The organism is Ruegeria sp. CDSC025, assembly GCF_059610805.1.
Map to the genome: position 1 here is coordinate 1 of NZ_JBXWOJ010000001.1, position 26,585 is coordinate 26,585.

A 26,585-nucleotide genomic window follows, 5' to 3' on the forward strand; every position below is an offset into this window, starting at 1 on the left:
TGGTAGCCCGTAGGGGAATCGAACCCCTCTTTCCAGGTTGAAAACCTGGCGTCCTAACCGATAGACGAACGGGCCACGCTAGCTTGTGGGGGGCCTTTTACGGTTTCACTCTGACCCCCGCAAGCCGAAAAACGCAGGGTTGTGAAAGTTTTTTGGCGGTGGCGAATGCGGCCTTAGATCGCCTCGGCGGCATCTTCCAATCTGAGTTGTACAGTTTGCCGTCCACCCCATGTGTTCACCTCAAGTCGTCCGGCGAAATGAAAGCGTGCGCCGCCGTGATTGGTCAGCCGTTCCCCCATTGGTCCGTCAAAGGCGCCAAACGCAATGGCATCCAACCCGGCACCCACCCCGTCCGACAGCGACAGCTTCAGATGGGAGTCGCCGACCCGCTTGGCAAAGCGCACTTGTAAGTCCGGAAAGGCATACCGCGGAGCCGGAGCACTGGCGCCGAAAGGCCCTGCTTTTTCAATCTGTTCAATCAGATCGACAGTGGCCGCGCAGGGCATAAGTGTGCCTTCCAGTTTCAGGTCAGCAGGGCCGGTTTGACCTGCCCCTTGTTTTGCCAGCAATTCGCTGAGCCGTTCCATCGCCGGTTCCAGCTGATCACGCATGACCGTCAGGCCAGCCGCCATCTTGTGGCCGCCGCCCTTGACCAGCAGACCTTCCACCGCCAGCCGCTGAATCGAGGCACCCAGATCGACACCGGTCACTGATCGGCCCGATCCTTTGCCCTCATCCCCGTCCAGACCGATGACGATGGCCGGGCGGTTGGCGGTTTCTTTGAGGCGCGACGCGACGATGCCGACAACGCCCGGATGCCAGCCTTCCCCGGCCGCCCAGACCAAGGGCGCATCAAGGCCCCGTTCTTCGGCCTGTTCCATGGCGGCTGCCCGAACCGCATTTTCAATATCGCGCCGCTCGGTGTTCAACTCGTCCAGCCGCTGCGACAGAGCCTCTGCTTCATGGGTTGAATCGGTGCTGAGCAGCCGGGCACCCAGATCGGCCTGGCCGATCCGGCCCCCTGCGTTGACGCGCGGGCCCAGCATGAACCCCAGATGATAGCTGTTGGGCGCGGAATCCATCCGCGCCACATCCGACAGCGCCACCAACCCCGGTCTTTGTCGTTGCGCCATGACCTTCAGCCCCTGACGCACAAGCGCGCGGTTTGCACCGATCAAAGGAGCCACATCCGCCACCGTGGCCAGCGCCACAAGGTCTAGCATTGCAATCAGGTCAGGCCCTTTTGCACCCGCTTCGCGCAGTTGCCGTCCGGCCTCGACCAGCATCAGGAACACGACGGCGGCGGCACAAAAATAGCCAAGATCGCCGCTTTCGTCCTGTCTGTTCGGGTTCACCACGGCCACGCAATCGGGCAAAGTTTCGCCACCAAGGTGGTGGTCCAGGACGATGACATCGGCCCCCTTTGCGGCGGCGATGGGTTCATGGCTGAGGGTTCCGCAATCGACGCAGATAATCAGATCATGCGCGGCGGCCAGTTCCTGCATCGCCGGGACGTTGGGGCCATAGCCCTCATCAATCCGGTCAGGCACATAGAGCGTCGCCTGCAGGCCCATCTGACGCAACCACGTGAGTAGCAGAGCAGCCGAACTGCCTCCGTCGACGTCATAATCGGCAAAGATCGCAATGCGCTGCTTTAGACGGACCGCAGTCAGAAAACGGGTTGCAGCGGTTTCCATGTCTTTCATCGCGCGCGGATCGGGCAACAGCTCTTTCAGTTTGGGTTCTAGAAATCCCGGAGCTTCCATTGCCGGAACACCGCGCCGGGCCAGAACCTGACAGACGGCCCGAGGCAATCCGGCTTGTTGTACTAGCACCTCGGTCGCGCGCTCTACATCCGCCGAGGGGCCGACCCAGCGACGTGCTGACAGTGAATGTTCAACCCCAAGAAAGCTCATGTCCTGCCCCTGATGTGCCAAGGCCGGACCCTCGCGGACCCGGCCTTATCATTTCTATGGATAGCCCTGCACGATGGTCAGGCGCAAGATCTTAGCCGTCGTTATGCGACCACGTCGGCGTGCGGTAGGACATGCGTCGAACCGACCCGGTTTTCGACCGCATCAACAGGGTGGTGGTTTCAACCCAACCCGGCTCGCGCTTGATGCGCGGCAGCAAAGAGCCGCCGGTGACGCCGGTTGCGGCAAAGATCACATCGGCGGTTACCATCTCATCGCGCGAATAGATGCGGTCCAGATCGGTGATGCCCGCTTTGGCGGCGCGGCCGCGTTCGTCATCATTGCGGAACAGCAGGCGGCCAAAGATCTGCCCGCCCATGCATTTCAGCGCTGCAGCGGCCAGAACACCTTCGGGGGCGCCGCCTTGGCCCATATACATGTCGATCCCGGTGACTTCGCTTTCGGCGCAGTGCATGACGCCAGCAACATCACCATCGGTGATCAGGCGGATAGATGCACCGGTTTCGCGAACTTCGGCAATCATTGCCTCATGCCGAGGGCGTTCCAGGATGCAGACGGTAATGTCGGCAGGCTCGCAATCCTTGGCCTTGGCCAGCGCTTCCACACGTTCGCGCGGGCTCATGTCCAGGCTGACAACGCCTTCAGGGAAACCCGGGCCAACGGCCAGTTTGTCCATATAAACGTCTGGTGCATGCAGCATTGATCCGCGCGGGCCCATTGCTATCACAGTTAACGCGTTGGGCATGTCCTTGGCGGTCAGCGTGGTGCCTTCCAGAGGGTCCAACGCGATGTCGACGCCGGGACCATTGCCGGACCCGACCTCCTCACCAATATACAGCATCGGTGCCTCGTCGCGCTCGCCTTCACCGATGACAACGACACCGGCGATATCCAGAAGGTTCAGCTGTTCGCGCATGGCATTCACAGCGGCCTGGTCAGCGGCCTTTTCATCACCCCGTCCAACCAGCGAAGCCGAAGCAAGCGCAGCCTGTTCCGCAACCCGCGCCAGGCCCAGAGACAACAGGCGGTCATTGAAATCAATCTTGGCAGCACTCATTTTCACTATCCTCAGGTCAGTATCGGCGTCTTGTCCGGCATAGCCTGCGTATCGTGCAGGCCGCAAGGGTCAAACCTCTTCAATCCGCAAAGCAACCGGTGTGCCCGAAACAACATCGGTCTCGTGCAGGCCCAGCAAGGCGACATCCAGCGTGGCACGGGTGGTTTTGTGGGTAACTATCAGAACCGGCGCGGTGCTTTCCGCATGGGCGTATTGGCGCATGCGATCAATCGAGACCCCGGCATCGCCCAGGATGGCCGCAACTTTGGCCAAGGCGCCGGGTTTGTCCAGCAGACCCAGACGCAAATAATAGGGGGCAGGGCGACCAGTCAGCGCTGGCACTGCGTCCTGCAACGAACTGGCAGGGCGGCCGAAAGTCGGAATCTGAAGCCCACGTGCCAGATCGCAGACATCGCCCATCACCGCGCTCGCCGTTGGACCCTCGCCAGCTCCGGGGCCACGCAGAACAACCTGCTCGACCGCGTCGCCTTCGATCACCACCATATTGGTGCCGCCTTCAAGCTGGCCCAGGGGCGAGTCACTGGGCACCAAACACGGCTGCATCCGCTGTTCAAGCCCCCGTGCCGTGCGCTGAGCCACGCCCAACAGTTTGATCCGGTATCCCATGTCATGGGCCTGGTCGATGTCATCCAGACTGATCTGCTGAATGCCTTCGATCTCGATCCCGTCGAAATTCGGTTTGGTGCCGAATGCGATCGAGGCGAGCAGCGCCAGTTTATGCGCGGCGTCTATCCCGCCCACATCCAGATTTGGATCGGCTTCAAGGTAACCCAGCTGTGCGCATTCGTCGAACAGGGCGTTATATCCCTGCCGCTGCGATTGCATCCGGGTCAGGATATAGTTGCATGTGCCATTCATCACCCCCATGACGCGGGTGATTTCGTTGCCCGCAAGTCCTTCGGTCAGGGATTTGATCACTGGAATGCCGCCAGCCACGGCCGCTTCGAAGCGGATCACACGGCCCGCGGCTTCGGCCATTTCGGCCAGTTCCTGACCGTGAATGGCCAACAGGGCCTTGTTGGCGGTGACGACATCCTTACCACTGGCTAGCGCCGCTTCGACCGAGGCTTTGGCAGGTCCGTTTTCCCCGCCCATCAGTTCAACAAAAACATCAATATCGTCGCGCTGTGCCAATGCGACAGGGTCAGTTTCCCAGGCATAATCCGACAGGTTCACACCGCGATCCTTGCCAGCATCACGCGCGGAAACCGCTGTGATCTGGATAGGACGACCCGTTCGTGCCTGCAGCAGGTCGGCATGGCGGCGCACGATCCTGACGACACCCACACCAACAGTTCCCAAGCCCGCAATTCCAAGCCGCAGCGCCTGTGTCATCCTGTGGGTTCCTTTCCGCTCGATAATCCTAATCTGGGGTGTTTCCCCGTTCCCGCTGCCTTAGCGGGTTCGGCGCCGAGGCGCAATCCGCGACACCCATGCCAGGCGACAGAAAACCTGAGGACTAATTGGTCTGAGTGTTTTGCAATGCCGTTGCCTTTTTCTTCAACGCCTTGCTGCGTTCGGTCAGTTCACTTTCGACCTCTGCCGCTTCGTACAGCGGGTCAACAGGCACAGCGAAAACATCTGCCAGTGGGGTTAACTTGGGGTAGGGGGCCGATTGCACATTTGGCCCTTCTCGGTCTTTCAACTCGGGAAAATTGGTGCATCCCAGGCAGAGCAAAACTAGGGGCAGAAGAAGAAGGGGCTTCATGATGAAACCTTATTGTGGCAACTGGCATCGGTGATGCACTTTTTGTCCGGTCGTTTCAAGCGGGCTTCTATCTGAACATCCGTTCAGATATGGTGGATACATGGCACGTACACAAGGCTCACACTCGGACATTACCGGCCCGCGTATCCGGCAGGCAGCGCTTCGGCTTTTCGCGCGCCATGGGTATGCTGCTGTTTCCATGCGGAAAATTGCGGGCGAGGTTGGGGTGCAGGCCGGGGCATTGTACAATTACACCCCGGATAAGCAGAGCCTTCTGTTCCGTTTGATGCGCGACCATATGCAGGATTTGTTGTCCGCCTATGGCGAGCAAAAGCAAACTGGCGATCCGCAGGTTGCTTTGCGTCGGTTTGTCGGATTTCACATCCGGTTCCACCTGCAGCGCCCTGACGAGGTATTCATCGCCTATATGGAACTTAGGAACCTCACGCCCGAAAACTTCGCCGAAATAGAGGATCTGCGCCGCAAGTATGAAGACGGGCTTGAAGCCATTTTGCGCGAAGGTCAGCGGGCGGGTATCTTTGCGGTCGCGGATACGAAGATTGCGACATTGGCGGTCATCGCCATGCTGAACGGCGTCATGACGTGGTATCGCGCCGGTGGGCGGCTTTCGCTGGACGAGGTTGAAGCCGTCTATTGGGACATGGTCCGAAAGGCGATGACTGCTTAAGGGGCAGTCAATGTGCCGGCCGAATAAACGTCCCGTTGCGCAATTCGCGAAAAGCCTGTTCAAGCTCGGTCCGGGTGTTCATGACGATGGGGCCGTGCCACGCGACCGGCTCATTGATCGGTGCGCCGGAAATCAGCAGGAACCGGACACCCTCCGGACCTGCCTGAACGGTCACTTCGTCACCACTCCCAAACCGAACCAGTGTTCGGTCTCCCGACATGTCACGAATGTTCACCTCTTGGCCGCCAACTTCTTTTTCCAAAAGGACCCCCGCAGGCCGCGAGGCATCAGCAAAGGCGCCCGCGCCTTCGAATACATATGCAAATGCGCGACGGTAGGTGTCTATGGGGAAGGTCTTCTTCACACCTGCCGGAATTTGGATGTCCAGATACTGAGGGTCGGCGGCGATGCCGTCGACTGGGCCTGTCTTGCCCCAAAACGTCCCCACGATCACACGGACAACGGTTCCGTCATCGTCCATGATTTTAGGGATCTCTTTGCGCGGAACGTCCTGATATCGCGGTGTTGTCATCTTTTGGGCCGCGGGTAGATTGCCCCACAGTTGAAACCCGTGCATTTGGCCGGTTTGGCTTCCCTTGGGCATTTCCTGATGCAGGATTCCGGACCCTGCCGTCATCCACTGCACATCACCCGCGCCAAGTGTTCCGTTATTGCCAAGTGAATCCGAATGGTCAACCGAGCCGGACAGGACATAGGTGATCGTCTCGATCCCGCGATGCGGATGCCATGGAAATCCAGCCTGATAGTCCTGCGGGCGTTCATTGCGAAAGTCGTCGAACAGCAGAAAAGGATCCAGTTCTGACGGATCCTGAAAGCCGAAGGCGCGGTGCAGTTTAACGCCTGCACCCTCCATTGTCGGTATGGCCTTTCGGGTTTCCAAAGTCGGTCTGAGGGACATTGCTGCGCTCCTGTTGCTATGAGGAAGATGTACCGCACTGCCATGGCGGGTCAATTTGCGCTGAAACACGCAACCTGTGCGAAATTCAGCAGGTGCGTTCGCCTCTGTTGTTTGGCTGGGAAAGTGGCTAAACCCAACTGCAAAGTGGGAGAGCAGCAAATGCAACAAGAAGTTCTGGCCGTGGTCAAAGCCTCATCACCCAGGCGGTGGATGGGTGTCGGAATGTTGTCGACCGTGGGCTTTCTGGTTGTTTTCGTCGCGCTTGCCGCGCCGCCGGAGCCATCCTGGCAAGTATTCCTGTTTGTGGTAGGCGCGGCGTCCTTTTGGCTGGCCTATCGCATGTGGCAGGCAACCTCGGATTGGATCGAGCTGACTGAGACCGAACTCAGAACCGGGGCAGGGCAGCCGATCGCCGCAATAGAAGACATTGAAACCGTCGAAAGAGGCGCGTTTGCCTTCAAGCCGTCGAATGGCTTTCTGGTAACAACCCGGCAATCAGGTGCAAATAGATGGGCGCCGGGGCTGTGGTGGCGCTTGGGACGCCGCGTTGGCATAGGTGGCATGACATCCGCCGCCGAAACCAAATTCATGTCCGAGATTTTGTCTGTGATGGTGGCAGAACGCGGCTAGGTCAGACCTTCAGCGCCACCTCGTTATTCGAAGGCGGGGTGGAAGGCACTAAGATGCCAACCCACCCTGTCCTAGTTCGTTGCGCTTTCCGCACTCGCACCGGAATCCCCTGTGCCAGGGTCCTCGATTTCACCGATCTCGCCAGACCCGTCGGGATTTTCCTCAATTTCAACAACGCCCGACACATTTGCCGCAACCTCATTGGTAAAGCGTGGGCGTGTAAAGACGAAATTTTCAAAGACATGTTCGCCTTTGAGGAAATCCACCCCATAGATCGAGTCAAAGACCGGAATGTAAGCATTCGCCGTTTCAACAATGATCAGTGTGTCCTGGTTCGGCATAGGCGGCAGGTTATCACGCATGCGGTCGATATTGTCGTCGGTCCAGATGCTGTCGTAACCGCGCGCGGTTGACCATCTGACGTAATGACGATCATCCTGTTCGTCGAACACAACCAGCGACACGCGCAGATTCATCTGTGATCGGTTGTTGACCATCGCCACCAGCAGCGAATGCAATGAGGTGATATAAGTGTCCGTGATCGTGCCGGTCTCGCGAGAGATCAAATCGCCAACAGTATACGCCGCTTTCAGGTTAGATGCGCTTTGGCGGAAGCCGTCGAAATACGTGAAAGCGCCTGTGATCGTCCACACCAGCATCGGAAAGACAAGCAAAGCCTCAACCGTGAGTACCCCACTCTCGTCTTTCGTCTTGGATTTCAGAAGATTCCGGAGCTTTGAAATGAAAAACATAGGCTTACAGAGGCTCCTGTACGAAGGCAGTCGTCGCGGTAAGTTCGATCTGGCCTGATTCATCCGACAAAATACGCCCCATCGCCGATGTAGGGAAAATCGGATCGACCTTTGCGCAGGCCCGAAGGATCATCAACTCGTTCGAAAGGCCATTTTCGAAAGCGCGAACTGGGTTCACTTCTTCAGAATTGTCAGTGCAATCCGGAACAGGCGGTAGGTTCAACCCGACAAACGCGCTTTGTTGCAGCATCTCCAGCTGCAAGTTGGTGGTACAGCGTTTGATCACTACAACGCGATCACAGATCGTACTTTTTATCTGATCATGCGTTGGGTTGGTGCCCGTGCCGAGGCGAATGTCGCGAACTGTCTGGTCCACAGCCCGCTCTAACATCGCCTGCTGCAAGGTGACCACCGAATATTCCATCGCACTCAGGATGAAGAACATGAATGCCGGGAAGATGATCACAAACTCGACGGTGACCGCCCCATCTTCCCTGCGTTTCAGGCTTCGCAGCTTTGAAACAAGGGCTCTGATCATTGGGTCAACCGCAGTTTTCTGATCGACGACGCGATAGAAGCAAATGCGTCTTCCAGGTCCAGACCGTTCACATTGTATACATGGCTGTCCGAGCTGGCACAGTCCTTGATGGTTTTGTACCCGGCTCTGGGTGCTTCGAAGGCGATGCCATAGACAATGACGCCCTCATCTTTGGCTGCGTCACAGATATGCTTGGTGCGCTGGTTCTTGGCCGAAGTTTCAACTTTGGCATACGCTTTCGAGTACCACTCGGCCCATGCACTTGACTGCCAGTAATAGTTATATCTTGCATTCCAGGCCAAAGACACACGGTTGAAGAGTTCTGGATAGGTCAGGCGAACAGCCGTACCCAATTCTTCGTTGGCTGGTGTCTCTGGATCAGGATTGCCGAACGGATGGTCCGCCCATGTGTTCTGCTGTGGCCAGAAAAAGTTAGGCTGACCCTGCGAATGGTAGACTGTGTATTCGGAGGCCTCAGCATTGTACCAGACATCCGACAAGCCCTCCCGAAGGGACGGGTTCAGCATATACTGGTCCGTGTTCTGACCGTCGGTCATTACGATTACAATTTTCAAGATGTCCGAGTTATAGTCTGACGGGCGGGTCCGGAAGTGATTTGGAACGATGTTGTCGTCAGCCAGGTCGCTCACAATGCCACGAACGCTTGGGTCCAGGAAGGCCACGCCCCATTTCATGCCGACATCTATCGAGGTGTTCCCGGTTGCAGTCAACGCCTTGATCTGTTTGGTCAATGCCTCCAGATTATCGGTAACAGGCGTAATCGCACTGCCATCGCGGACCGGGCAAACCGGTGTTCTGATCGAGCCTTCGGAATAGGTGAAGGGGTCAAAATGCGCGGTGCGTTCCAGCCTGTCATCACGCTCTAGGTCCGCGTCGCTATACTGTTCAGGGATAAAGTTCACACAATGGGAGTAGTTGTGCTCTGCTGTAACGTTGGTGAATTTGCTCAGGATGGGTTCACCCGCGTTGACCTGAGTTGCGTAAGGCACGATCGAGATCGAAATGCCCGTGCGGTTAGGATCATCTGAATCCAGCATCAGCGTGACAAATTCTGTGGCCGCATCCTGCAGAAGCGCAATTTTGCTCTTCCCGCCAGAACTCGAATAGTTGTTCATTGAGCCTGAGATGTCGAGAACCAGCGAAATTTCAACAGCTCCAATGCTTTCGACGGCCGTGCTGGCCGCGTTAGCGGTCAAGCTGTTGACGCCAGAGAAATGCATAAAGTGGGTTTTGATGGTCGCCTCGGCGGTGGCTGATACTTTACGTGATCCAAAGCCTTCTTCCACCACGACAGAAGTGATTTTGCCGCCCAGCCCGGCCTTCTCGAAATAGGCATCGACAATTTCGCGTGCGGGCTTTTTCTGATCAAGGTCAGCGGCCGCAAGAACGGCGCGGTCCAATGTTGATTGCAGATTGGCGCGGTCGCGTTCGAAATTCATTAGGTCAACGCCAGCCCCAGTCGAGGCGATGATCACCAGGAAACCCAACAATACAAAGATTGTGAATGTACCGTCTTCGCTTTTTGCGAACCGGCGCGCGCTTAGCGCGGATTTAGCGCCGCTTTTGCTTTCGCGTAGAAACTTGGGCATTTTCATCTTGCAGACCTCGCTGAGCAGACATCCAAAGCTGCTAAGGAAAAGTTAACGTATGGAAATTAACTGCGAAACGTGGCGGGAATTGGGCGAAAAGGGCCCAGTTTTGGCTGGTTTGAGGGAAATTGAGGGATAATTCCGGACCGTTGCGCGGGGCTGTATTCGATGCGTGAACAATTCGGCGGATAATGTCTGGGTTTGGCGACTCAGCCAGAGTTCGAATATTTCCCCGTAACTTGAGATTTTATTTCTGCTTAAACATTGATCGTTTAGCAAAGGGGTGCGACAAAACGTCAGAACGCAAGTCGTTCGCCGGCACGGAGGTTTAAATGACGGCCACAAAAGAACCCAGCTTTCGAGAGAGTGTAGATCTTATGTTTAACAGGGCAGCGTCCCTGATGGATCTGCCTCCGGGCCTTGAAGAAAAGATAAGGGTCTGCAACGCCACCTACACTGTACGCTTCGGCGTCCGGCTGCGCGGTGACATACACACGTTCACCGGGTATAGGTCGGTACATTCCGAACATATGGAGCCGGTGAAAGGCGGCATTCGCTATGCTTTGGCGGTGAACCAGGACGAAGTCGAAGCGCTGGCGGCGCTGATGACCTATAAGTGCGCCCTGGTCGAAACGCCATTTGGCGGATCAAAGGGCGGCTTGTGTATAGACCCGCGCCAATACGAAGAGCATGAGCTTGAACAGATCACCCGCCGGTTCGCCTATGAGTTGGCCAAGCGCGACCTGATCAACCCGTCACAGAACGTGCCAGCCCCGGATATGGGGACGGGTGAGCGTGAAATGGCGTGGATGGCGGACCAATACGCCCGGATGAATACAACTGATATCAACGCGCGCGCCTGCGTGACAGGCAAGCCGCTGAATGCTGGCGGTATTGCCGGACGGGTCGAGGCCACGGGCCGCGGCATTCAATATGCGCTGCGCGAGTTTTTCCGCCATCCTGAGGACATTCAAAAGGCAGGGCTGTCGGGCAAGTTGGACGGCAAGCGCATTATTGTTCAGGGCTTGGGGAATGTGGGATACCACGCTGCCAAGTTCCTAAGCGAGGAAGATGGCTCTCGTATCGTAGGCATCATTGAATGGGACGGAGCGCTGTATAATCCGGACGGGATTGACGTCGAGTCGGTTCGCCAATGGATTGTCAAGCATGGCGGCGTCAGCGATTATCCCGACGCCACCCATTCCGCCGAGGGAGGGGCCGTGCTGGAAGAAGAGTGCGACATCCTGATCCCGGCGGCGCTGGAAGGTGTGATCAACCTTGATAATGCCGATCGCATCAAGGCCCCGCTGATCATCGAAGCTGCAAACGGCCCAGTGACAGCTGGTGCAGACGAAGTTCTGCGCGATAGGGGCGTCGTGATCATTCCTGATATGTACGCAAATGCTGGCGGTGTGACCGTTTCGTATTTCGAATGGGTTAAGAACCTCAGCCATATCCGGTTTGGCCGCATGCAGCGTCGCCAGGAAGAGTCGCGGCACGAGCTGATCGTCAGTGAGCTGGAACGGCTGGACCGCTATCTGGGCGATGCCTGGTCCATGTCTCCGAACTTCAAGGCGAAATATCTGAAAGGTGCGGATGAGCTTGAGCTGGTTCGTTCGGGGCTCGATGACACCATGCGGATTGCTTACCAGTCGATGCGTGAAGTCTGGCACAGTCGCGACGATGTCGAGGATCTGAGGACCGCTGCCTACATCGTGGCCATTGATCGTGTCTCGAAAAGCTACCGCGCTAAGGGGCTTTGACAATACTCTCTGCGGGCGGTTGGCATCTGATCCATCGCCTGCAGGACCAAGGCGCAACAGGGCTGCGCAAGATGCAATTCGACGATGGCGCGCATCCGCGCCCGGCAGTAGACTTCAGCGACGAGAACGAATCCCGGAGACCACCATGTTGCGTATTGCCGTTGCGGCTATTTTACTGGCCACACCTCTGGCTGCTCAGGAAACAAAAGAACAAAGCTGCCAGCATCAGGCGGATGTCGTGGCGGCGATCCAGCAGGCGCGACTTGATCGCGTGAAAGAGCGCGACGTGCCGCAAGCCGTGGCCGATACAGGTCCGACCTGGCCCGCGAACTATAATGCCGCGATCCCGCTGATCACCCCTTGGGTTTATGAGCAGAAGATGCGCGATGTGCGCAAAAAGGATCTCGGCGCCACGTGGATGGAGCTGTGCCTGCAGCAGTAATCCAAAACCTTGCGATTTCTTTGCGGACAAACGCGTGCCTTCCCCTTGGCGCGCGTTGCCGTTTCTGTCAGGTTTAAGCCATGTCATTACCACCCGGTTTTCTGGATGAGTTGCGCACCCGGCTGAGCTTGTCTCAGGTCGTCGGGCGCAAAGTCATGTGGGACGCGCGCAAGTCCAATCAGGGCAAGGGCGACATGTGGGCTCCGTGCCCGTTCCATCACGAGAAGACAGCATCGTTCCACGTCGATGACCAAAAGGGTTTCTATTACTGCTTTGGCTGCCATGCCAAAGGGGATGCGATCAGCTTCGTGAAAGAGACCGAGAATGTCTCGTTCATCGAAGCGGTCGAAATTCTCGCGCGTGAGGCCGGAATGCCGATGCCAGAACGTGACCCCAAGGCACAAGAGAAACAGGATCGTCGCACGCAACTGGCCGAGGTGATGGAACAGGCGGTGCAGTTCTTTCGGTTGCAGCTGAAAACAGGAGCAGGTGGGGAGGCGCGCGATTATCTGGCGCGGCGCGGCTTGAAAGAGCAGGCGCTGGATCGGTGGGAAATCGGCTTTGCTCCCGACGGTTGGCAGGCGCTTTGGGATCACCTACACGGCAAGAACGTGGCCGAAGATCTGATCCTTGGTGCGGGTCTGGCCAAACCCTCGAACAAAGGTAAAAAGCCATATGACACGTTTCGGAACCGGATCATGTATCCGATCCGGGATCCGCGCGGGCGTTGCATTGCGTTCGGTGGCCGGGCGATGGACCCCAATGACAATGCGAAATATCTGAACTCGCCCGAAACCGAACTGTTCGACAAGGGGCGCAGCCTCTATAACCAAGGCCCCGCACGGCAGGCTGCCGGCAAAGGGCAGCCATTGATCGTGGCCGAAGGATATATGGATGTGATCGCGCTTGCCGAGGCCGGTTTTGGCGCATCTGTGGCCCCATTGGGCACCGCAATCACCGAGCATCAGTTGCAACTGCTGTGGCGTATCTCGGACGAGCCGATCGTTGCGCTGGATGGCGACACGGCGGGTTTGCGTGCTGCGATGCGGGCGGTCGATTTGGCCCTGCCGCTGCTTGAGGCAGGAAAGTCCTTGCGCTTTGCGCTGATGCCCGAGGGCAAAGATCCCGATGATCTGTTGCGGGCCGAAGGTCCAACGGCAGTGCAGACGGTGTTGGAAGAGGCCATGCCAATGGTCAGGCTGCTGTGGCAGCGCGAAACCAAAGGCAAGGTGTTCGACAGCCCTGAACGCAAGGCTACGTTGGAACGCACACTCCAAGAAAAGACACTGCTGATCCGAGATGGTTCAATTCGCTCTCATTACGAGCAAGAAATCAAGGATCTGTGTTGGAAACTGTTCCGCCCACAAAGGCAGAAGCAAAACCGCCCCTGGCAACCGCGCGGGAAATGGAAACCTCAGCCACAACCGGCCACACCGGGTGCGCGGGCGTCGTTCCTGGCATCGTCCGACAATGCCGATATCCAGATGCGCGAAGCCGCCATTCTGGCCATCGCCGCATTGAACCCCCAAGTCGTGGTGCAGTTTGAACACCAACTGGAAGAAATGGAGTGCCGTGACCAAGATCACGCTGGCCTGCGCGATGCCATTCTGCGGCACGCGATAGATGATCCTGAGAACCTCAAACAACATATTGCGGAAACTTTGGGACATCACGCCCTTGAAAACCTGCTGGCCCTTCGCCATGTCGCAGTGATCCCCTGCGTGAATAAACCGGGCGACGTTGAAAAGGCCGAAATGACGTTGGCCGAGGAACTCGCCAAAATCAAAGCTCTCAGGGGTCTGGACGCAGAGATTGCCGAAGCCGCAGAGGAGCTGTCTGATCTGGACGATGAAGCGTTGACCTATCGCTTGGCGCAAGCTGCCGAAGAGCGCAACAGAACAAGCCGAAGCCAGAATGAAGACAGGGCCGTTTTCGACATCGCTGACAATGGTGCGCGAATCAACCGCGACGAGAAGGATGCGTTTAAGGCAATCATGTCAGGTATCAATTTCGAGCGAAAACGCCGGTAATGTGGTGTTTTCGTAAGGCACTGGAAAAGAAAAACAGGTAAACGGGTGGCCGAATCACTTCAACGCGCTAATGATTCGGTTCGATCGAATCACCCATCCCTGCAGGAGCATTGAATGGCCGCCAAGGATACAAACGAAGACAGCAAATCCGACGAGCAGGAACAGGAAATCTCGCTGGACATGAGCCAGACTCAGGTCAAGAAGATGATCGCCGAGGCCCGCGAGAAAGGTTACATCACCTACGACCAGCTCAATCAGGTCCTGCCACCTGATCAGGTCAGCTCGGAACAGATCGAAGACGTTATGTCGATGCTGTCCGAGATGGGGATCAACATCATCGAAGATGAAGAGGCGGAAGAGGAAGAGAATAAAGGCTCGACCGACCTGATCACAACGGAAAGCAACCGTGAGGTCACGCTGGCCGGTGCCGCCACCGAAAAGCTTGATCGTACCGATGACCCGGTGCGCATGTATCTGCGCGAAATGGGTTCGGTCGAACTGCTCAGCCGTGAGGGCGAGATTGCTATCGCCAAGCGGATCGAGGCTGGTCGCAATACGATGATCCTGGGGCTTTGTGAAAGCCCGCTGACCTTCCAGGCGATTACGATCTGGCATGATGAATTGCTGTCCGAAGACATTCTGCTGCGCGACGTCATTGATCTGGAGGCCACTTTCGGCAATCAGATGGACGAAGACGGCGATGTTGAAGAGCCGGTCGTCGACACTTCGACCGTGCAGGCCGCAAAGCCCGCCAAGGAAGAAGGCCCCGAGCTGGATGCCGATGGCAACCCGATTGCGACCGATGATGACGATGACGAAGACGAGCAGGCGAACATGTCGCTCGCTGCTATGGAAGCTGCTCTGAAAGATCAGGTTCTGACGACGCTCGAGCGTATTTCGACTGATTTTGCGATGCTGAGCGAAATGCAGGACAGCCGGATTTCGGCAACCCTGAACGAAGACGGCACATTCAGCGACACGGACGAAGCGACCTATCAGAAGCTGCGCGCCGAGATTGTCGAACTGGTGAACGGCCTTCATCTGCACAACAACCGGATCGATGCTTTGATCGACCAGCTCTATGGCATCAATCGTCGGATCATGTCGCTGGACAGCTCGATGGTGAAGCTGGCGGATCAGGCCCGCATCAACCGTCGCGAATTTGTTGACGCCTATCGTGGGCGTGAACTGGACCCGAACTGGCTGGCTGAGATGGCTGAAAAGCCGGGCCGGGGCTGGCAGATGTTCATCGAACGCTCGACCTCCAAGGTCGAGGAACTGCGCAACGATATGGCTCAGGTCGGGCAATATGTTGGCCTGGACATCAGCGAATTCCGCCGCATCGTACAGCAGGTCCAGAAAGGCGAGAAAGAGGCGCGCCAGGCCAAGAAAGAAATGGTCGAAGCCAACCTGCGTCTGGTGATCTCGATCGCCAAAAAATACACGAACCGTGGTCTGCAATTCCTTGATCTTATTCAGGAAGGTAACATTGGCCTGATGAAGGCCGTAGACAAGTTCGAATACCGCCGCGGGTATAAGTTCTCGACCTATGCCACCTGGTGGATCCGTCAGGCGATCACCCGGTCCATCGCGGATCAGGCACGCACGATCCGTATCCCGGTCCATATGATCGAGACGATCAACAAGTTGGTTCGGACCGGTCGTCAGATGCTGCATGAAATCGGCCGCGAGCCGACGCCGGAAGAACTGGCCGAAAAGCTGCAGATGCCGCTGGAGAAGGTCCGCAAGGTGATGAAGATCGCCAAGGAACCGATCAGCCTGGAAACGCCGATTGGCGACGAAGAAGACAGCCAGCTTGGCGATTTCATTGAGGACAAGAATGCTGTGCTGCCGCTGGACAGTGCTATTCAGGAAAACCTCAAGGAAACGACCACGCGTGTTCTGGCCTCACTTACCCCGCGGGAAGAACGGGTTCTGCGGATGCGGTTTGGCATCGGTATGAACACCGACCACACTCTGGAAGAGGTCGGCCAACAGTTCAGCGTGACGCGCGAACGTATCCGTCAGATCGAGGCGAAGGCGCTGCGAAAACTGAAACACCCCAGCAGGTCGCGAAAGTTGCGGTCGTTCCTGGATCAGTAACCCAGAAAGGCGCCTCGACCGAGGCGCCTTTTTCGTTTGAAACCACTGTTCACGGTGGCTTGTAGAAACATCAATTTGGCGAGAACTCACAAGAAGCCCGCTGCGCGTCTTCCTATATCCGCAATGTCCACTCATGGGACGGGCCGGGGCGAGGCTGCAAGGCTGACGACCCCCGGCTACTTCAAAGTTACGATCACGGGTCCAGGCGGCTGCGGAAAGCGCTGGGCGCGCGACCCGTCCACCGTTTGAAAGCGGTGGAAAAGGCGGGTTGGTCTGCGTAGCCAAGTGAGAATGCAATTTCAGATAGCTGCATACCGTTGGTGATGAAAGTTTGGGCCAGATCACAGCGCAGATCGTCTGCGATCTCTCGATAGCTTGACCCTTCATCCTTTAGCCGACGTGCAAATGTTCGCGGGCTCATGCCGAGATTGGCGGCTATGTCATCGGCTTGCGGAAAATTCCCCGGCATCGAACGTGTAATCAGACCCTCGACCTGCGCCCGCAATTTTTGCTTAGGCGAAGCCCGCTCTGCCAAGACGCGTTCCCCGTACTCAATCAGATGCTCTCGAAGCATCGGGTCATATGTGGGCACGGGAAGATCCAGAGATGAAGGCGACAGAACAATCTCTAGGTTTTCTGCTCCAAACTCTACCGAAAATCCTGCAAGCTTTTGAAATAGATTTCTTTTCTCTCCAACCTCGTGTTGAAAGCGAATTGCTATGGGGTGGAAGTCTGACTGCGTCAGGTTCCGCATTCGCGCCAGTGTCCCAAACATCAAAAACTCTGTGCGTCTGTGATACCGGGCAAAACTTGCATCTTCCCAGTCCGCCTCGAAGGACACAAAATTCCCGGCATGGCGCAGACTGAAGGTGATTGTGGGATCTATGATGCGAGAGAAGCGGGTTGTGTTTTCAAACACCTGTCGGAGGTCACGAGAGTACTTGCTGATATAGGCCGTAATGCTAGAGGCCGAACTGACTTTTGAACCCGCATAGGCGGCAAAAGTTATGTCGCGCATAGCGTCGCAGGCATATCTGATGAACATCGCCTCAGTTTGCGCACTGTAGACTGTAGTGGGGGGAGCGATTGCCGCTCGGCTTAGACCGCTGCGTTCCAAAAGCTGGTCTGCCAACTCTGGGCCGCCCGAACGCTCATCTACCGTTCGGGTCAAGTGTTGAATTCTGGCAATATCAAGTTCCATATCCAATTCTTAATGCTTTCGCGAAAAATTTGAACCCAGTTTGCAGGAGTGCAGGCAAACCCATCTGGCAGGTTTTCACAAGTTTCTGGCACTTTTCAGCAAGGATATAGCAGCGCAAAGGCATAGTTACCCCGTGTTGTCGGGTCAGCACCTTATGGGGATGAGGGTAGAGCTCCGGTCGTCTCAGACTAGCGATCGGTGGCTCCCCGGCACGTTTCATCTGAAAACCTACGTGTCGCATTGCGGATTTTACCCTTCAATGGCACGGTCCGGTTGTGGCGAAATTGATCTGGTATCCAATGCAAGACCGGGCGATCTCAGATGTGGGAACCGAGCAGAACCTCATCGTTTTTGATGGAGAATGCGTGCTGTGTTCTCGATTTTTCAGGTTCATGCTGTGGGCCGACACAAAGAAGCGGTTCAAGTTTGTAATTGCCCAGTCCCCCATAGGACAAAGCCTTTACCGGCAACTCGGCCTGCCCACCGACGAGTTTGAAACCAATCTTGTGATCGTTGACGGTGTTGTGCATCAGCGCTTGGATGCTTTTGCTGCTGCAATGCGCAGCTTACCCGCTTTGTGGCCTGTTCTGTCGGCCTGTCGATTTCTTCCGCGGTTTTTGAAGGATCCGCTTTATCATTTCATCGCGCGCCACCGATTTGCATTCTTTGGGCGGTTCGAAACGTGCTTGGTTCCGGATTCATCCCTGAAAGCGCGGTTCTTCCCCGGAGGGTATGCGTGAGGCCGGACCCATTTCTGCAGGCCCTTCCAGCCAATTCTGAGGTGCCGGATGCGGTTCGAAAATTCCACAGTGAAACGGCAGAGTTTACAGGACTATGCAGCATCCAAAGAGGAACCGGGTGGTTGACCTCTTTGTCATTGTGGTTGGGTGGGTTTCCCCCCGCTGCAGATACTCAGACGGTCCGCATTCGAACCAAACTCACTGGCCAGGAATGGGAGTGGTTCAGGGATTTTGGCGGGCATGAGACGCTGTCTCATCTGGTCTACGACGCAGACAGGCGGTGCGTGAAAGAGAGGATCGGAGGGCTGACCATCTGGATGCGCCCACAGGTTCGAGGTCAAAAGCTGCATTTGAACATCCTGCGCCTCACTCTATTGGGGGTGCCATGCCCAAACTTTCTTTTACCGCGTTCGGCGACGGTGGAATGGCAGGACGATCAAGGCCGGTTTCGGTTCGATGTTTCGGCAGAAATGCCGATGTTGGGTCAACTGATCCGATATCGGGGCTGGCTGATGCCGGTTCACGTAAATAGGAACAATGCCTGAATTGAACGTGAGGTGGCTTTGCCATGGCCTCCTGCAATCTACTTTAATATTTATCAAGAAACATGAGAGAGTAGCATTATGAAAAAAGTGATCACATCTGCGGTTCTGGCCGCCGCCACGTTGTTTGAACCGGGGGCGGTGACAGCAGCACCAAACGGTTTTCAGACTGTTGCAGTAAACGACAAAGTGTTTGAGGTGATCCCGCGCGCGCGCAGAGATGTGGATGGCTATTGGTGCGCTGCTGCAGATTTTGCTCGTCGCAGCCTGGGGGCAGGGTGGCAGCAGAATATCTATGTTGTGCGTGGATATGGCCCAAGCGAAGCTACCGGTCGCCGCACGGCGGTCCAATTTTCGTTGACCCCTCCGGCAAATGTCGAGCAGAGCACAAGCTTTGTTTCCATTGGTTTCCAGCCGGGGCAGAGCAGGTCCGTCCAGAACGCGAATGGCCTGTGTTTCCGGCAGCCAATTTTTGACTGAAGAAGGTAAGACCCGCGTTTTGCAGACCGAGTTTATCATTTCAACGCAGGGGCCGGGGCTGTATGAGTTCACCTCGGATATACGAGACTGGCTTGCCCCAAGCGGTTACGACGGATTGTTGACCCTGTTTGTACGCCATACCTCGTGTTCTCTGGCCATTCAGGAAAATGCGGACCCCGAGGTGCGGACAGATTTGCAGGCCTTTTTCGAACGTCTGGTCCCACCGGCGGATGATCCGTCGATGGCGTATTTAAGGCACACCTATGAGGGGCCAGACGATATGCCAGCACATATCAAAGCTGCGTTGCTGCCTGTGTCCTTGGGCATTCCTGTCGCCGCAGGGGTGCCCATGCTGGGGACATGGCAGGGCGTTTATCTGTTTGAACACCGGACCCAATCACACAACCGACGCGTCGCTGCGCATTTCGCGTGACCCCTTTATTTAGCGGTAAAAATTTCCGACTACCCAAATCCTAGAGGCTGCCCTATAGTTGTGGATAAGTGGGCCACAGCGCTTACTAAAAGAGGCGGAACAAGAGACGAGGAGACGGCGGATGCGCTGCCCGTTTTGCGGAAATATCGACACTCAGGTCAAAGATTCACGCCCGGCAGAGGATCATGTCGCGATCCGCAGGCGCCGTTTCTGCCCGGCTTGCGGCGGACGGTTCACCACCTATGAACGCGTTCAGTTACGCGATCTGGTTGTGATCAAAACCAATGGAAAACGCGAGGATTTCGATCGCGACAAGCTGGAACGTTCGATCCGTATCTCGATGCAGAAACGCCCGATTGATCCGGAACGTATCGATCAGATGATCTCGGGTATTGTGCGACGGCTGGAAAGCATGGGCGATACCGACATTCCGTCCAGCAAGATCGGTGAAATTGTTATGGAAGCTCTGGCGCGGATCGACACCGTTGCCTATGTTCGGTTTGCAAGCGTGTATAAGAATTTCCAGGCGGCCGATGATTTCGAGGAGTTTGTCCACGAACTGCGCCCGCCGCAGCCTTCGACGGACGAGTGAGCGAAACAGATAAGCGATATATGGCGCTGGCCCTTGACATGGGGCGGCGCGGACAGGGGACGTGCTGGCCCAACCCATCCGTTGGCTGCGTACTCGTACAGGACGGGCGGATTGTTGGGCGTGGTTGGACGCAACCTGGCGGTCGGCCACATGCAGAAACCGAAGCGTTAAGACAGGCGGGATCGCAGGCGCGTGGCGCGACTGCTTATGTCTCGCTTGAACCCTGCGCCCATCACGGACAGACCCCGCCTTGCGCTCAGGCCTTGATTGAGGCCGGTGTGGCGCGTGTTGTTTCAGCCATCGAAGACAGTGATCCGCGTGTTGCCGGGCAGGGCTTTGCCATGCTGCGCGACGCTGGGATTGACGTGACAACCGGTGTTCTTGCGGATCAGGCGGCCCGCGACCACGCCGGTTTCTTTCTAAAGACCGAACAGGGCCGGCCATTTGTCACGCTTAAACTGGCCAGCAGTTTTGACGGGCGCATTGCGACCGAAAGCGGCCATAGTCAGTGGATTACGGGTCAGACCTCGCGGCGGGCTGTTCATGCCATGCGGGCAACGCATGATGCCGTTATGGTTGGGGCGGGTACAGCGCGTGTAGACGACCCCTCTCTGACAGTTCGGGATCTTGGGATTGAACGTCAGCCTGTGCGCGTCGTCGTTTCGCGCCATCTGGATATCCCGTTGATGGGTCAACTGGCACGCACCGCCTCGAAAGTTCCGGTGTGGTTATGCCATGGTCCGTCACCGGATGCCGAACGTGCAAAAGCGTGGGAAGGACTGGGCGCAAGGCTTATCCCCTGCGCGTTACGCGATCATCACATTGATGCCGCTGACCTGTTGCTGCAGTTGGGGCAGGAGGGTTTGACCCGCGTCTTTTGCGAGGGCGGATCGTCCCTTGCCGCGTCGCTTTTGGCGGATGAACTGGTTGATGAGTTGATCGGCTTCAGTGCCGGGCTTGCGATTGGTGCCGAAGGTTTGCCTGCCATCGGGGGGCTTGGTATGGATCGTCTGGATGAGGCCCCACGGTTTGAACTGCTGGAGACCCGCATCATCGGTCAAGACGTGATGCATCGCTGGGCGCGGGCATTGCGCTAACGGCGCCAGAGATGCGCCTGTGTTGCGAAAACGCCCTGTAGTTTCGAGAGCAGTCTAAGGCCGGGGCCAGATCGGCTCTGGTAGCCATCTGTCAGCCTTTCCAATACCACTTCCGGAGGGCAGGGCATGCCGGTGACAGGGTCCAGATACCTCGGGTAATCGATCAGTGCGGCATGGATCAATCCCAGCAGGGAGGGCCGTGCACCACGACGGGCGGGGACGGACCCCAAATCCTGCGTCAAACCCCAACCAGCATAAAAGGGTGCGCCGAGCGTTGTGACCGGCAATCCGCGCATCAGCGCCTCGAACCCTAGCAGAGAGGTCATGGTCCAGACCTCCTGAACCTCACCCAACAATGCGGCGGGATCGGTGTTCTTGACGATCAGGTCTGCTAGCCCCTCAGCTTCGGCCTCACCTTCACGCAGGCCAGCTTCGACATCGGGATGCGGTTTATAGATCAGAACGGCGGTCGGGTTCATCTCGCGGGCGGTGCGCAGAAGTTCGGTATTGGTGCGAACGGTGCTGGTTCCAAACAGGATCGAGGCATCGTCCTCGACCTGTCCGGGCACCAAAATGCGGTGACCTTTTGGCAAGTCCGGAACCGGGCCGCCGGTGTTATATTTGCTGACCGCTCCGGCGATAATCTGTGTCACCAACCGCTCGGCCCGCAATTCTTGATCCGGCCGCAGGGTCTCCCGCTTGGCGATCATCTCTTCCAACCTGCTGGGTTTGGTCGGGTCGTAATAGATCCCAAGGTCATCCAGCGACAGCGACAGAGGCGGCACAAGGCTGGCCCCCAACCCACGGGACCGAACGAAGCCATCCTCGACCCGTGTGACGTTTTCCATATCACGGCCGTGCCGCGCCCAAACCATGTGGGGACGATCTGGGTTTTCGGGAACGTCAGGCGTGAATTTTACCTTTTTCTCGCGCCCAAACATGTGCTGCAGGTGCCTGCGTTTCCAAAGCCGCATCCCGGATGCCGTCCAGCCCTTGTGATCTTGTCGCCAGGCGCGGGTCAGACCTTCAAGCGTGTCCAGCACGGATTCGAATTCGCACAGCTGATCCCGATAGGGATCGTACCACTTGGGATAAAGAACCATGGTGGCGGCGAAGAGTTGCGCGCGCGTCAGGTTTCGTTGGCGTCTTGGGAAATGGGCTTCGTCTTGGGTAAGACCCCATCCGGCGTAAAACGGTTGGCCGAAGACGCGGGGTTTGTGACCGGCCAATATGGCCTCGAACCCAAGTTGCGAGGACAGGGTGTAGACGCCCACAGCGCCCTCTAACAAGGTCCAGGGGCTGATGGCGCTGTGCTGAAAGGATACGCGGTCGGTCAGATCATCGGCAGAGTAATATCCGGGCCGGTGCCCTGCGATCGTGTCGGGGTGGGTTTTGATCAGAACGGTCGCGCCGGGGTTCTCCTCTTGCGCCATAACCAGCATCTCGCGGAACCGGGCCTCATCGCCGCCGCTTGCCCTTACAGAAGCATCGTCGCGTGCTTGATCGACAACCAGGACATACCCTGGGTCCGGCGCAGGGGTCGCGGGATCATAGGCGGAATACTTACTCAGATGCAGTTCGCGCAGCCGCGCCATCCCGCCACGTGCCCGGTTCAGCAGGGCCGTATTATCCAACGGGTCGGTCGCAAGAAGTGTTTCCAGATCCGAAGGCTGTGTTGGATCAAAATGCACACCGCTGCGATCAAGCAGCAGACCCAGCGGAGCATCGCCATTGCGTCCTGAGTGCAGAGATCGCAGGAATGCATCCTCTACGCGCAAGATCGGAGTATTGTATTTGGTCGCTATACGCAGTCCACGATGTGCCGTCGGGCTATTGCCCCAGATACCCACCAGATCCGACCCCTTGGGCGTGCCGATGCCGATATCATATCCGGCCAGTGACAGAATTCTCCGCACGCGCGCGGCTGTCAGAAATCCGCCATTATAGACCAAAAGACGACTGCGTTCGGCCTTGGCATGCGTTCCTTGAGGAACGGAGGGCATCATCCGCCTGTCAGTGTCGTGACATTGGCAAGCGGGGTCAGGCCACCGGCGATCAACGAGATGGATTTGCTCCATTGCGCGTAAGGTGCTTCGGTGACGTAAATTGTGTCATCATCGCGGATGACAAAGTCACGGGCGATGAAAAGGCCATTGGGTGCTGTCAGGTTCAGCACGTAGATCATGCGCTGCTCTCCCTGCAGGTCCGGTTTTCCCATGACTGACCGGACAATGTCCTGTCGTTCCTTTCGTAGAACGAAAATGCCGGTCGGGTCCGAAGACAGGGGCTGTAAGCCACCAACCTGTGCCAGCGCTTCCAGCGCGGACAGATCCTGACTGTCGAATGCCACGCGCGACTGACCGCCCGTCGCCCCCAAGGCGACATAGGACCGGTTGTCGGCTTCGACTAGAATGCGGTCGCCACCCCGCAGGGCAACGTCAAATTCCGGGTTGCGGAACAAGTCATTGTACCAGACCGTCCCTTTTTGATTGCCTCGGATTAGTGTCACCAGGGCGATATCGGACCCTTCGATCACGCCGCCAGCCCGTGTCAGCATTCCGGCCAGTGTGCGGGTTGGTCGTTCGATCGGATAGATCCCGGGTGCGGACAGGGTGCCCGACAGCGAAACGGTTGATCCGTCCCCGGCGATACGGCGCACTTCGACCTGAGGATCAGGGGTCTGATCCTGGAGCTTTTCCGTGATCAACGTGCGAAGCTGTTCCGGCGTGTTTCCGGCTGCGCGCAGGCGCCCGGCATAGGGAACAAAGATGAAGCCCTCGCTATCGACCTGTACCTCTTCCAGGGATGTTGAGGCGCCGGTCTCTCCGGATAACAGCCCGTCATCTACGTTTTCCCAGATTGTCAGGCCCAGTACATCACCCGGACGAACCGTGTCGGCGGTCAGGTTCTGAGCGCTACGGAAGGTTTGCGAGAACCCATATTGAGGCACTGCCGACGTGACCTGCGCCACCCGATCGTCAACCTCAACAACATAGGCGTTTCCACCTTTCGTGGTCGAACCGGCAAGGATTTCGGATTTGTTTGGGCCAGTTTTAGGTAGTTGGCACGCGGCCAGCAGGCCAAGAGCGGCCACAAGGGTTACACCCCGTCCCCATCGGATTGGAAAGCGCTGCACTGCCGAATATCCTCGAACGTCTTGGTTTTGGTCTTTTGTTTCCAGCAGCGTACTTGTTTCCAACTGCAATCGCCAGCATCAAGAGGGGTGATTTACTCAACGATCCTCAACTGTGGCGTCCGCGCCTCTTTGTCGGTCAGCACGGATTGGTAGGGATCTTTCGCCCTTAGCATCATATCCACGGCGCGCCTAAGCAACTGTCGCCGCCCACGGCGTGAATAAAACCCGCCGGGGACCTGACTGGTATCTAGCAGAAAACGCCTATAGCTTTGATAGGCTTCGGTATCGGGGATATCTGGATTGGAAAAGAAATCAGTGATCGGTTGGCTGGAAACAAATTCGGGCTTGTCATAGACCGATTTGCCAAAGGCGCGCAGAGGAATGCCGCGCCACAATACCTGCTGACCCGCAGTTGAATTGATCGTCACGGCCGAGCTCGCTTCGTTGAGCAATGTGGCCAGTTTGCCCCCGGGTACATAATGGACCCGATCAGCGATACCCAGTGTTTTGGCCAGTTTGCGTGCCACCTGGCGCAATGGTTCCCGATGATTTTCCAGCGGGTGTTCTTTGATGACCAGATGATGGTGCGTTGGTGCGCCATTTGCAAAACCGTGCAGTACCTGCTCAAGAAACTCGGACATGCAGTCAAAGTCCGAGTGTGACTGAACCGAACTGTCATGTCCCAGTTGCAGCAATGCCAAGTGATAGGGAAACCCGCCCCGCCGGACTCGCTCCGTCGCCACTCGCCGCCGGATTCTGTGGAAGGGCATCATTGCCAGCCGTTTGAAATACAGCCTGAACTCTTTCGAAACCGGTAGGTCACGGTGGGTTCGAAAATTGCGATACTTGCCGTTCAGGAACAGAACAAACCAATGATACAGCGCGCCATAGAAAATATGCTGTCGCATATCACCCCAATGCGTCGGAGGGGGCGGCATCGGCGCATCAGTACGCTCCAGCGCTCGCTGCATCTGGGTAACTTCCAGATTCATCAGATGCGAATTGCCATTCGTACCTGTGCGTTCGTAGGTGACCCACCAGGGCCTCAGATACCCTTCTTCGAAAACATGAACAGTGATCCCGTGGGCGCGGGCGATGCGGATGGCTTGGGCGTGGATTGGACGCGTATCGCCATACAGGACTATGTCTGTCACCTCGCGGCCGACAACCAGGTCAACAAATTTTGCCGGCCAGTTCTCGGGTTTGCCAGCATAGGGAATAAAGCTGGCCTTATCAGACCAGAAAGCCTGATCCCCGGCGTTGAAACCCACGCGCCACACCTCGGAACCCGCTGCGCGCAGGATCTTACCAAGCGCGCCAAAAAACGGCCCGTGCGGTCCTTGCAGGAAAAGAAATACGCGTTTTTGCGCAGCGCCGTTGAGTGGTAACATTTCTGCTGCTCTTGTCGTTAGATGAGGAATTATGCCTGTTTGTCGTATTTGCGGCAACCTGGGGCTTGCCCGTAGGCGCGCTTACGCTTACCTCGACGGTGAGCGCTGGCATCAGGTTAGAAACAGAGGATTAACGCAATGTTTACGGGGATCGTCACAGATATCGGCACCATCACCGAACTGGAGCAGCAAGGCGATCTGCGGGCGCGGATCAAAACCGCCTACAATACCCCGGGGATTGATATTGGTGCATCCATTGCCAGCGACGGCGTTTGCCTGACAGTCATCGCACTGGGCGAAGACTGGTATGATGTGCAAATCAGCGCGGAAACCGTTTCGAAAACCAATTTGGATCGCTGGACCGTCGGCAAACGCGTCAATCTGGAACGCGCGCTGAAGGTCGGAGATGAGTTGGGCGGTCATATCGTGTCTGGTCATGTTGATGGCGTCGCAGAAGTGGTCGCCGTTCTGGACGAGGGCGACAGCACGCGAGTAACCTTGCGCGCACCCAAAGATCTGGCCCGCTTCATTGCGCCCAAGGGATCAGTTGCGCTGAACGGTACTTCTTTGACCGTAAACGATGTGGACGGGTGCGATTTTGGTATCAACTTTATTCCGCACACAAAAGAGGTGACGACCTGGGGGGATGTCGGCATCGGCGACCGGGTCAATCTTGAGATCGACACGCTGGCTCGCTATGTCGCGCGCCTCGCTGAAATGTCCTAGTCCACAATTCAACGTCGCGTCTGACCGGAACGGTGCTGCATGCGGTCTGGTC

Annotated in this window: 25 protein-coding genes and 1 tRNA gene; 13 read left to right on the forward strand and 13 right to left on the reverse strand. The window is 57.0% G+C overall.

The genetic code is table 11. The annotated features are described in order from the left end of the window. From AC2FH8_RS00005 to AC2FH8_RS00025, 5 genes are all read right to left on the reverse strand, one after another. A tRNA-Glu gene (locus AC2FH8_RS00005) sits at nucleotides 1–75 on the reverse strand. A gap of 98 nt (nucleotides 76–173) precedes the next feature. Then, a complete protein-coding gene (gene recJ / locus AC2FH8_RS00010; protein ID WP_496687435.1) occupies nucleotides 174–1,916 on the reverse strand; it encodes a single-stranded-DNA-specific exonuclease RecJ in 1,743 nt (580 codons plus the stop codon). 91 nt (nucleotides 1,917–2,007) lie between these two features. Next, nucleotides 2,008–2,991, reverse strand: coding sequence for a class II fructose-bisphosphatase (glpX, locus tag AC2FH8_RS00015; protein ID WP_142634684.1), 984 nt, complete (start codon nucleotides 2,989–2,991; stop codon nucleotides 2,008–2,010). A 69-nt stretch (nucleotides 2,992–3,060) separates the two neighbouring features. Beyond that, nucleotides 3,061–4,347, reverse strand: a complete 1,287-nt coding sequence (locus AC2FH8_RS00020; protein ID WP_142634682.1) for a homoserine dehydrogenase — start codon at nucleotides 4,345–4,347, stop codon at nucleotides 3,061–3,063. A 124-nt stretch (nucleotides 4,348–4,471) separates the two neighbouring features. Then, nucleotides 4,472–4,720 (reverse strand): hypothetical protein, encoded by a 249-nt coding sequence (locus AC2FH8_RS00025; RefSeq protein WP_496687438.1) that lies wholly within the window; start codon nucleotides 4,718–4,720, stop codon nucleotides 4,472–4,474. A gap of 100 nt (nucleotides 4,721–4,820) precedes the next feature. Here AC2FH8_RS00025 and AC2FH8_RS00030 point away from each other — a divergent pair, with 100 nt between their 5' ends. Beyond that, nucleotides 4,821–5,408, forward strand: a complete 588-nt coding sequence (locus AC2FH8_RS00030) for a TetR/AcrR family transcriptional regulator (protein WP_281994819.1) — start codon at nucleotides 4,821–4,823, stop codon at nucleotides 5,406–5,408. Nucleotides 5,409–5,415: 7 nt separating this feature from the next. Here the strand turns inward: AC2FH8_RS00030 and AC2FH8_RS00035 are convergent, their stop codons facing one another. After that, nucleotides 5,416–6,327 carry a pirin family protein gene (locus AC2FH8_RS00035; protein ID WP_496687441.1) on the reverse strand — a complete coding sequence of 304 codons (912 nt, stop codon included), beginning with the start codon at nucleotides 6,325–6,327 and terminating at the stop codon, nucleotides 5,416–5,418. Between the two features lie 159 nt (nucleotides 6,328–6,486). On the opposite strand from AC2FH8_RS00035, the gene AC2FH8_RS00040 reads away from it, so the two are divergent. Beyond that, nucleotides 6,487–6,957 carry a hypothetical protein gene (locus AC2FH8_RS00040; protein ID WP_142634674.1) on the forward strand — a complete coding sequence of 157 codons (471 nt, stop codon included), beginning with the start codon at nucleotides 6,487–6,489 and terminating at the stop codon, nucleotides 6,955–6,957. Nucleotides 6,958–7,028: 71 nt separating this feature from the next. On the opposite strand, the gene AC2FH8_RS00045 is transcribed toward AC2FH8_RS00040, so the two are convergent. Genes AC2FH8_RS00045 through AC2FH8_RS00055 form a run of 3 tightly spaced genes read right to left on the reverse strand, consistent with a single transcriptional unit; the run spans nucleotide 7,029 to nucleotide 9,857 of the window. Next, a complete protein-coding gene (locus AC2FH8_RS00045) occupies nucleotides 7,029–7,709 on the reverse strand; it encodes a TadE/TadG family type IV pilus assembly protein (protein WP_496687444.1) in 681 nt (226 codons plus the stop codon). A gap of 4 nt (nucleotides 7,710–7,713) precedes the next feature. After that, on the reverse strand, nucleotides 7,714–8,247 hold the full coding sequence (locus AC2FH8_RS00050) for a TadE/TadG family type IV pilus assembly protein (RefSeq protein ID WP_496687447.1): 534 nt from the start codon (nucleotides 8,245–8,247) through the stop codon (nucleotides 7,714–7,716). Further along, nucleotides 8,244–9,857 (reverse strand): TadE/TadG family type IV pilus assembly protein, encoded by a 1,614-nt coding sequence (locus AC2FH8_RS00055; RefSeq protein WP_281994817.1) that lies wholly within the window; start codon nucleotides 9,855–9,857, stop codon nucleotides 8,244–8,246. Before AC2FH8_RS00055 ends, AC2FH8_RS00050 begins: the two co-directional genes overlap by 4 nt. A gap of 332 nt (nucleotides 9,858–10,189) precedes the next feature. Here AC2FH8_RS00055 and AC2FH8_RS00060 point away from each other — a divergent pair, with 332 nt between their 5' ends. The 4 genes from AC2FH8_RS00060 (at nucleotide 10,190) to rpoD (ending at nucleotide 16,195) form a co-directional block, all read left to right on the forward strand. Continuing rightward, a complete protein-coding gene (locus AC2FH8_RS00060; RefSeq protein WP_271946263.1) occupies nucleotides 10,190–11,620 on the forward strand; it encodes a Glu/Leu/Phe/Val family dehydrogenase in 1,431 nt (476 codons plus the stop codon). 145 nt (nucleotides 11,621–11,765) lie between these two features. Further along, nucleotides 11,766–12,062, forward strand: a complete 297-nt coding sequence (locus AC2FH8_RS00065) for a hypothetical protein (RefSeq protein WP_142634663.1) — start codon at nucleotides 11,766–11,768, stop codon at nucleotides 12,060–12,062. An 80-nt stretch (nucleotides 12,063–12,142) separates the two neighbouring features. Further along, entirely contained in the window at nucleotides 12,143–14,092 is a 1,950-nt protein-coding gene (dnaG, locus tag AC2FH8_RS00070) for a DNA primase (RefSeq protein WP_496687451.1), read from the forward strand. A gap of 114 nt (nucleotides 14,093–14,206) precedes the next feature. Further along, the gene (rpoD, locus tag AC2FH8_RS00075; RefSeq protein ID WP_271946269.1) at nucleotides 14,207–16,195 is read left to right on the forward strand and encodes an RNA polymerase sigma factor RpoD; all 1,989 of its coding nucleotides are present in this window, start codon (nucleotides 14,207–14,209) and stop codon (nucleotides 16,193–16,195) included. A 193-nt stretch (nucleotides 16,196–16,388) separates the two neighbouring features. Here the strand turns inward: rpoD and AC2FH8_RS00080 are convergent, their stop codons facing one another. Then, the gene (locus tag AC2FH8_RS00080) at nucleotides 16,389–17,366 is read right to left on the reverse strand and encodes a helix-turn-helix domain-containing protein (protein WP_281994815.1); all 978 of its coding nucleotides are present in this window, start codon (nucleotides 17,364–17,366) and stop codon (nucleotides 16,389–16,391) included. Nucleotides 17,367–17,788: 422 nt separating this feature from the next. On the opposite strand from AC2FH8_RS00080, the gene AC2FH8_RS00085 reads away from it, so the two are divergent. The 6 genes from AC2FH8_RS00085 (at nucleotide 17,789) to ribD (ending at nucleotide 21,280) form a co-directional block, all read left to right on the forward strand. After that, nucleotides 17,789–18,136 (forward strand): thiol-disulfide oxidoreductase DCC family protein, encoded by a 348-nt coding sequence (locus AC2FH8_RS00085; protein WP_496688203.1) that lies wholly within the window; start codon nucleotides 17,789–17,791, stop codon nucleotides 18,134–18,136. Nucleotides 18,137–18,177: 41 nt separating this feature from the next. Beyond that, the gene (locus AC2FH8_RS00090) at nucleotides 18,178–18,681 is read left to right on the forward strand and encodes a DUF4166 domain-containing protein (protein ID WP_496688205.1); all 504 of its coding nucleotides are present in this window, start codon (nucleotides 18,178–18,180) and stop codon (nucleotides 18,679–18,681) included. Between the two features lie 78 nt (nucleotides 18,682–18,759). Next, complete coding sequence (locus AC2FH8_RS00095; RefSeq protein WP_142634653.1) at nucleotides 18,760–19,158, forward strand: hypothetical protein; 399 nt, start codon at nucleotides 18,760–18,762, stop codon at nucleotides 19,156–19,158. A 19-nt stretch (nucleotides 19,159–19,177) separates the two neighbouring features. After that, nucleotides 19,178–19,591, forward strand: a complete 414-nt coding sequence (locus AC2FH8_RS00100) for a secondary thiamine-phosphate synthase enzyme YjbQ (RefSeq protein ID WP_496688207.1) — start codon at nucleotides 19,178–19,180, stop codon at nucleotides 19,589–19,591. Nucleotides 19,592–19,712: 121 nt separating this feature from the next. Continuing rightward, complete coding sequence (gene nrdR, locus AC2FH8_RS00105) at nucleotides 19,713–20,183, forward strand: transcriptional regulator NrdR (protein ID WP_142634651.1); 471 nt, start codon at nucleotides 19,713–19,715, stop codon at nucleotides 20,181–20,183. Then, nucleotides 20,180–21,280 (forward strand): bifunctional diaminohydroxyphosphoribosylaminopyrimidine deaminase/5-amino-6-(5-phosphoribosylamino)uracil reductase RibD, encoded by a 1,101-nt coding sequence (ribD, locus tag AC2FH8_RS00110; protein WP_496687456.1) that lies wholly within the window; start codon nucleotides 20,180–20,182, stop codon nucleotides 21,278–21,280. Before nrdR ends, ribD begins: the two co-directional genes overlap by 4 nt. On the opposite strand, the gene AC2FH8_RS00115 is transcribed toward ribD, so the two are convergent. The 3 genes from AC2FH8_RS00115 to AC2FH8_RS00125 all read right to left on the reverse strand — a co-directional run bounded on the left by AC2FH8_RS00115 (nucleotide 21,277) and on the right by AC2FH8_RS00125 (nucleotide 25,807). After that, nucleotides 21,277–23,283 (reverse strand): capsule polysaccharide biogenesis protein, encoded by a 2,007-nt coding sequence (locus AC2FH8_RS00115; protein ID WP_425595913.1) that lies wholly within the window; start codon nucleotides 23,281–23,283, stop codon nucleotides 21,277–21,279. The two genes, ribD and AC2FH8_RS00115, sit on opposite strands and share 4 nt — an antisense overlap. Next, nucleotides 23,283–24,416, reverse strand: a complete 1,134-nt coding sequence (locus AC2FH8_RS00120; RefSeq protein ID WP_496687459.1) for a polysaccharide biosynthesis/export family protein — start codon at nucleotides 24,414–24,416, stop codon at nucleotides 23,283–23,285. The genes AC2FH8_RS00115 and AC2FH8_RS00120 overlap by 1 nt, the downstream gene beginning before the upstream one ends. 92 nt (nucleotides 24,417–24,508) lie before the next feature. Continuing rightward, complete coding sequence (locus AC2FH8_RS00125) at nucleotides 24,509–25,807, reverse strand: capsule polysaccharide biogenesis protein (RefSeq protein WP_496687462.1); 1,299 nt, start codon at nucleotides 25,805–25,807, stop codon at nucleotides 24,509–24,511. 138 nt (nucleotides 25,808–25,945) lie between these two features. On the opposite strand from AC2FH8_RS00125, the gene AC2FH8_RS00130 reads away from it, so the two are divergent. Beyond that, nucleotides 25,946–26,533, forward strand: a complete 588-nt coding sequence (locus tag AC2FH8_RS00130; protein WP_142634640.1) for a riboflavin synthase — start codon at nucleotides 25,946–25,948, stop codon at nucleotides 26,531–26,533. The last annotated feature ends 52 nt before the right edge of the window (nucleotides 26,534–26,585 follow it).

Excerpts from the sequence above, each read along its gene's own strand:
- AC2FH8_RS00055 (WP_281994817.1), bottom strand. The coding sequence starts at position 9,857 with ATGCCCAAGTTTCTACGCGAAAGCAAAAGCGGCGCTAAATCCGCGCTA.
- AC2FH8_RS00050 (WP_496687447.1), bottom strand. The coding sequence starts at position 8,247 with ATGATCAGAGCCCTTGTTTCAAAGCTGCGAAGCCTGAAACGCAGGGAA.
- AC2FH8_RS00085 (WP_496688203.1), top strand. The coding sequence starts at position 17,789 with ATGCTGTGGGCCGACACAAAGAAGCGGTTCAAGTTTGTAATTGCCCAG.
- AC2FH8_RS00130 (WP_142634640.1), top strand. The coding sequence starts at position 25,946 with ATGTTTACGGGGATCGTCACAGATATCGGCACCATCACCGAACTGGAG.
- AC2FH8_RS00115 (WP_425595913.1), bottom strand. The coding sequence starts at position 23,283 with ATGCCCTCCGTTCCTCAAGGAACGCATGCCAAGGCCGAACGCAGTCGT.
- AC2FH8_RS00045 (WP_496687444.1), bottom strand. The coding sequence starts at position 7,709 with ATGTTTTTCATTTCAAAGCTCCGGAATCTTCTGAAATCCAAGACGAAA.
- rpoD (WP_271946269.1), top strand. The coding sequence starts at position 14,207 with ATGGCCGCCAAGGATACAAACGAAGACAGCAAATCCGACGAGCAGGAA.
- AC2FH8_RS00040 (WP_142634674.1), top strand. The coding sequence starts at position 6,487 with ATGCAACAAGAAGTTCTGGCCGTGGTCAAAGCCTCATCACCCAGGCGG.
- AC2FH8_RS00065 (WP_142634663.1), top strand. The coding sequence starts at position 11,766 with ATGTTGCGTATTGCCGTTGCGGCTATTTTACTGGCCACACCTCTGGCT.
- AC2FH8_RS00095 (WP_142634653.1), top strand. The coding sequence starts at position 18,760 with ATGAAAAAAGTGATCACATCTGCGGTTCTGGCCGCCGCCACGTTGTTT.
- AC2FH8_RS00060 (WP_271946263.1), top strand. The coding sequence starts at position 10,190 with ATGACGGCCACAAAAGAACCCAGCTTTCGAGAGAGTGTAGATCTTATG.
- glpX (WP_142634684.1), bottom strand. The coding sequence starts at position 2,991 with ATGAGTGCTGCCAAGATTGATTTCAATGACCGCCTGTTGTCTCTGGGC.
- nrdR (WP_142634651.1), top strand. The coding sequence starts at position 19,713 with ATGCGCTGCCCGTTTTGCGGAAATATCGACACTCAGGTCAAAGATTCA.
- recJ (WP_496687435.1), bottom strand. The coding sequence starts at position 1,916 with ATGAGCTTTCTTGGGGTTGAACATTCACTGTCAGCACGTCGCTGGGTC.
- AC2FH8_RS00030 (WP_281994819.1), top strand. The coding sequence starts at position 4,821 with ATGGCACGTACACAAGGCTCACACTCGGACATTACCGGCCCGCGTATC.
- AC2FH8_RS00125 (WP_496687462.1), bottom strand. The coding sequence starts at position 25,807 with ATGTTACCACTCAACGGCGCTGCGCAAAAACGCGTATTTCTTTTCCTG.
- dnaG (WP_496687451.1), top strand. The coding sequence starts at position 12,143 with ATGTCATTACCACCCGGTTTTCTGGATGAGTTGCGCACCCGGCTGAGC.
- AC2FH8_RS00020 (WP_142634682.1), bottom strand. The coding sequence starts at position 4,347 with ATGACACAGGCGCTGCGGCTTGGAATTGCGGGCTTGGGAACTGTTGGT.
- AC2FH8_RS00025 (WP_496687438.1), bottom strand. The coding sequence starts at position 4,720 with ATGAAGCCCCTTCTTCTTCTGCCCCTAGTTTTGCTCTGCCTGGGATGC.
- AC2FH8_RS00035 (WP_496687441.1), bottom strand. The coding sequence starts at position 6,327 with ATGTCCCTCAGACCGACTTTGGAAACCCGAAAGGCCATACCGACAATG.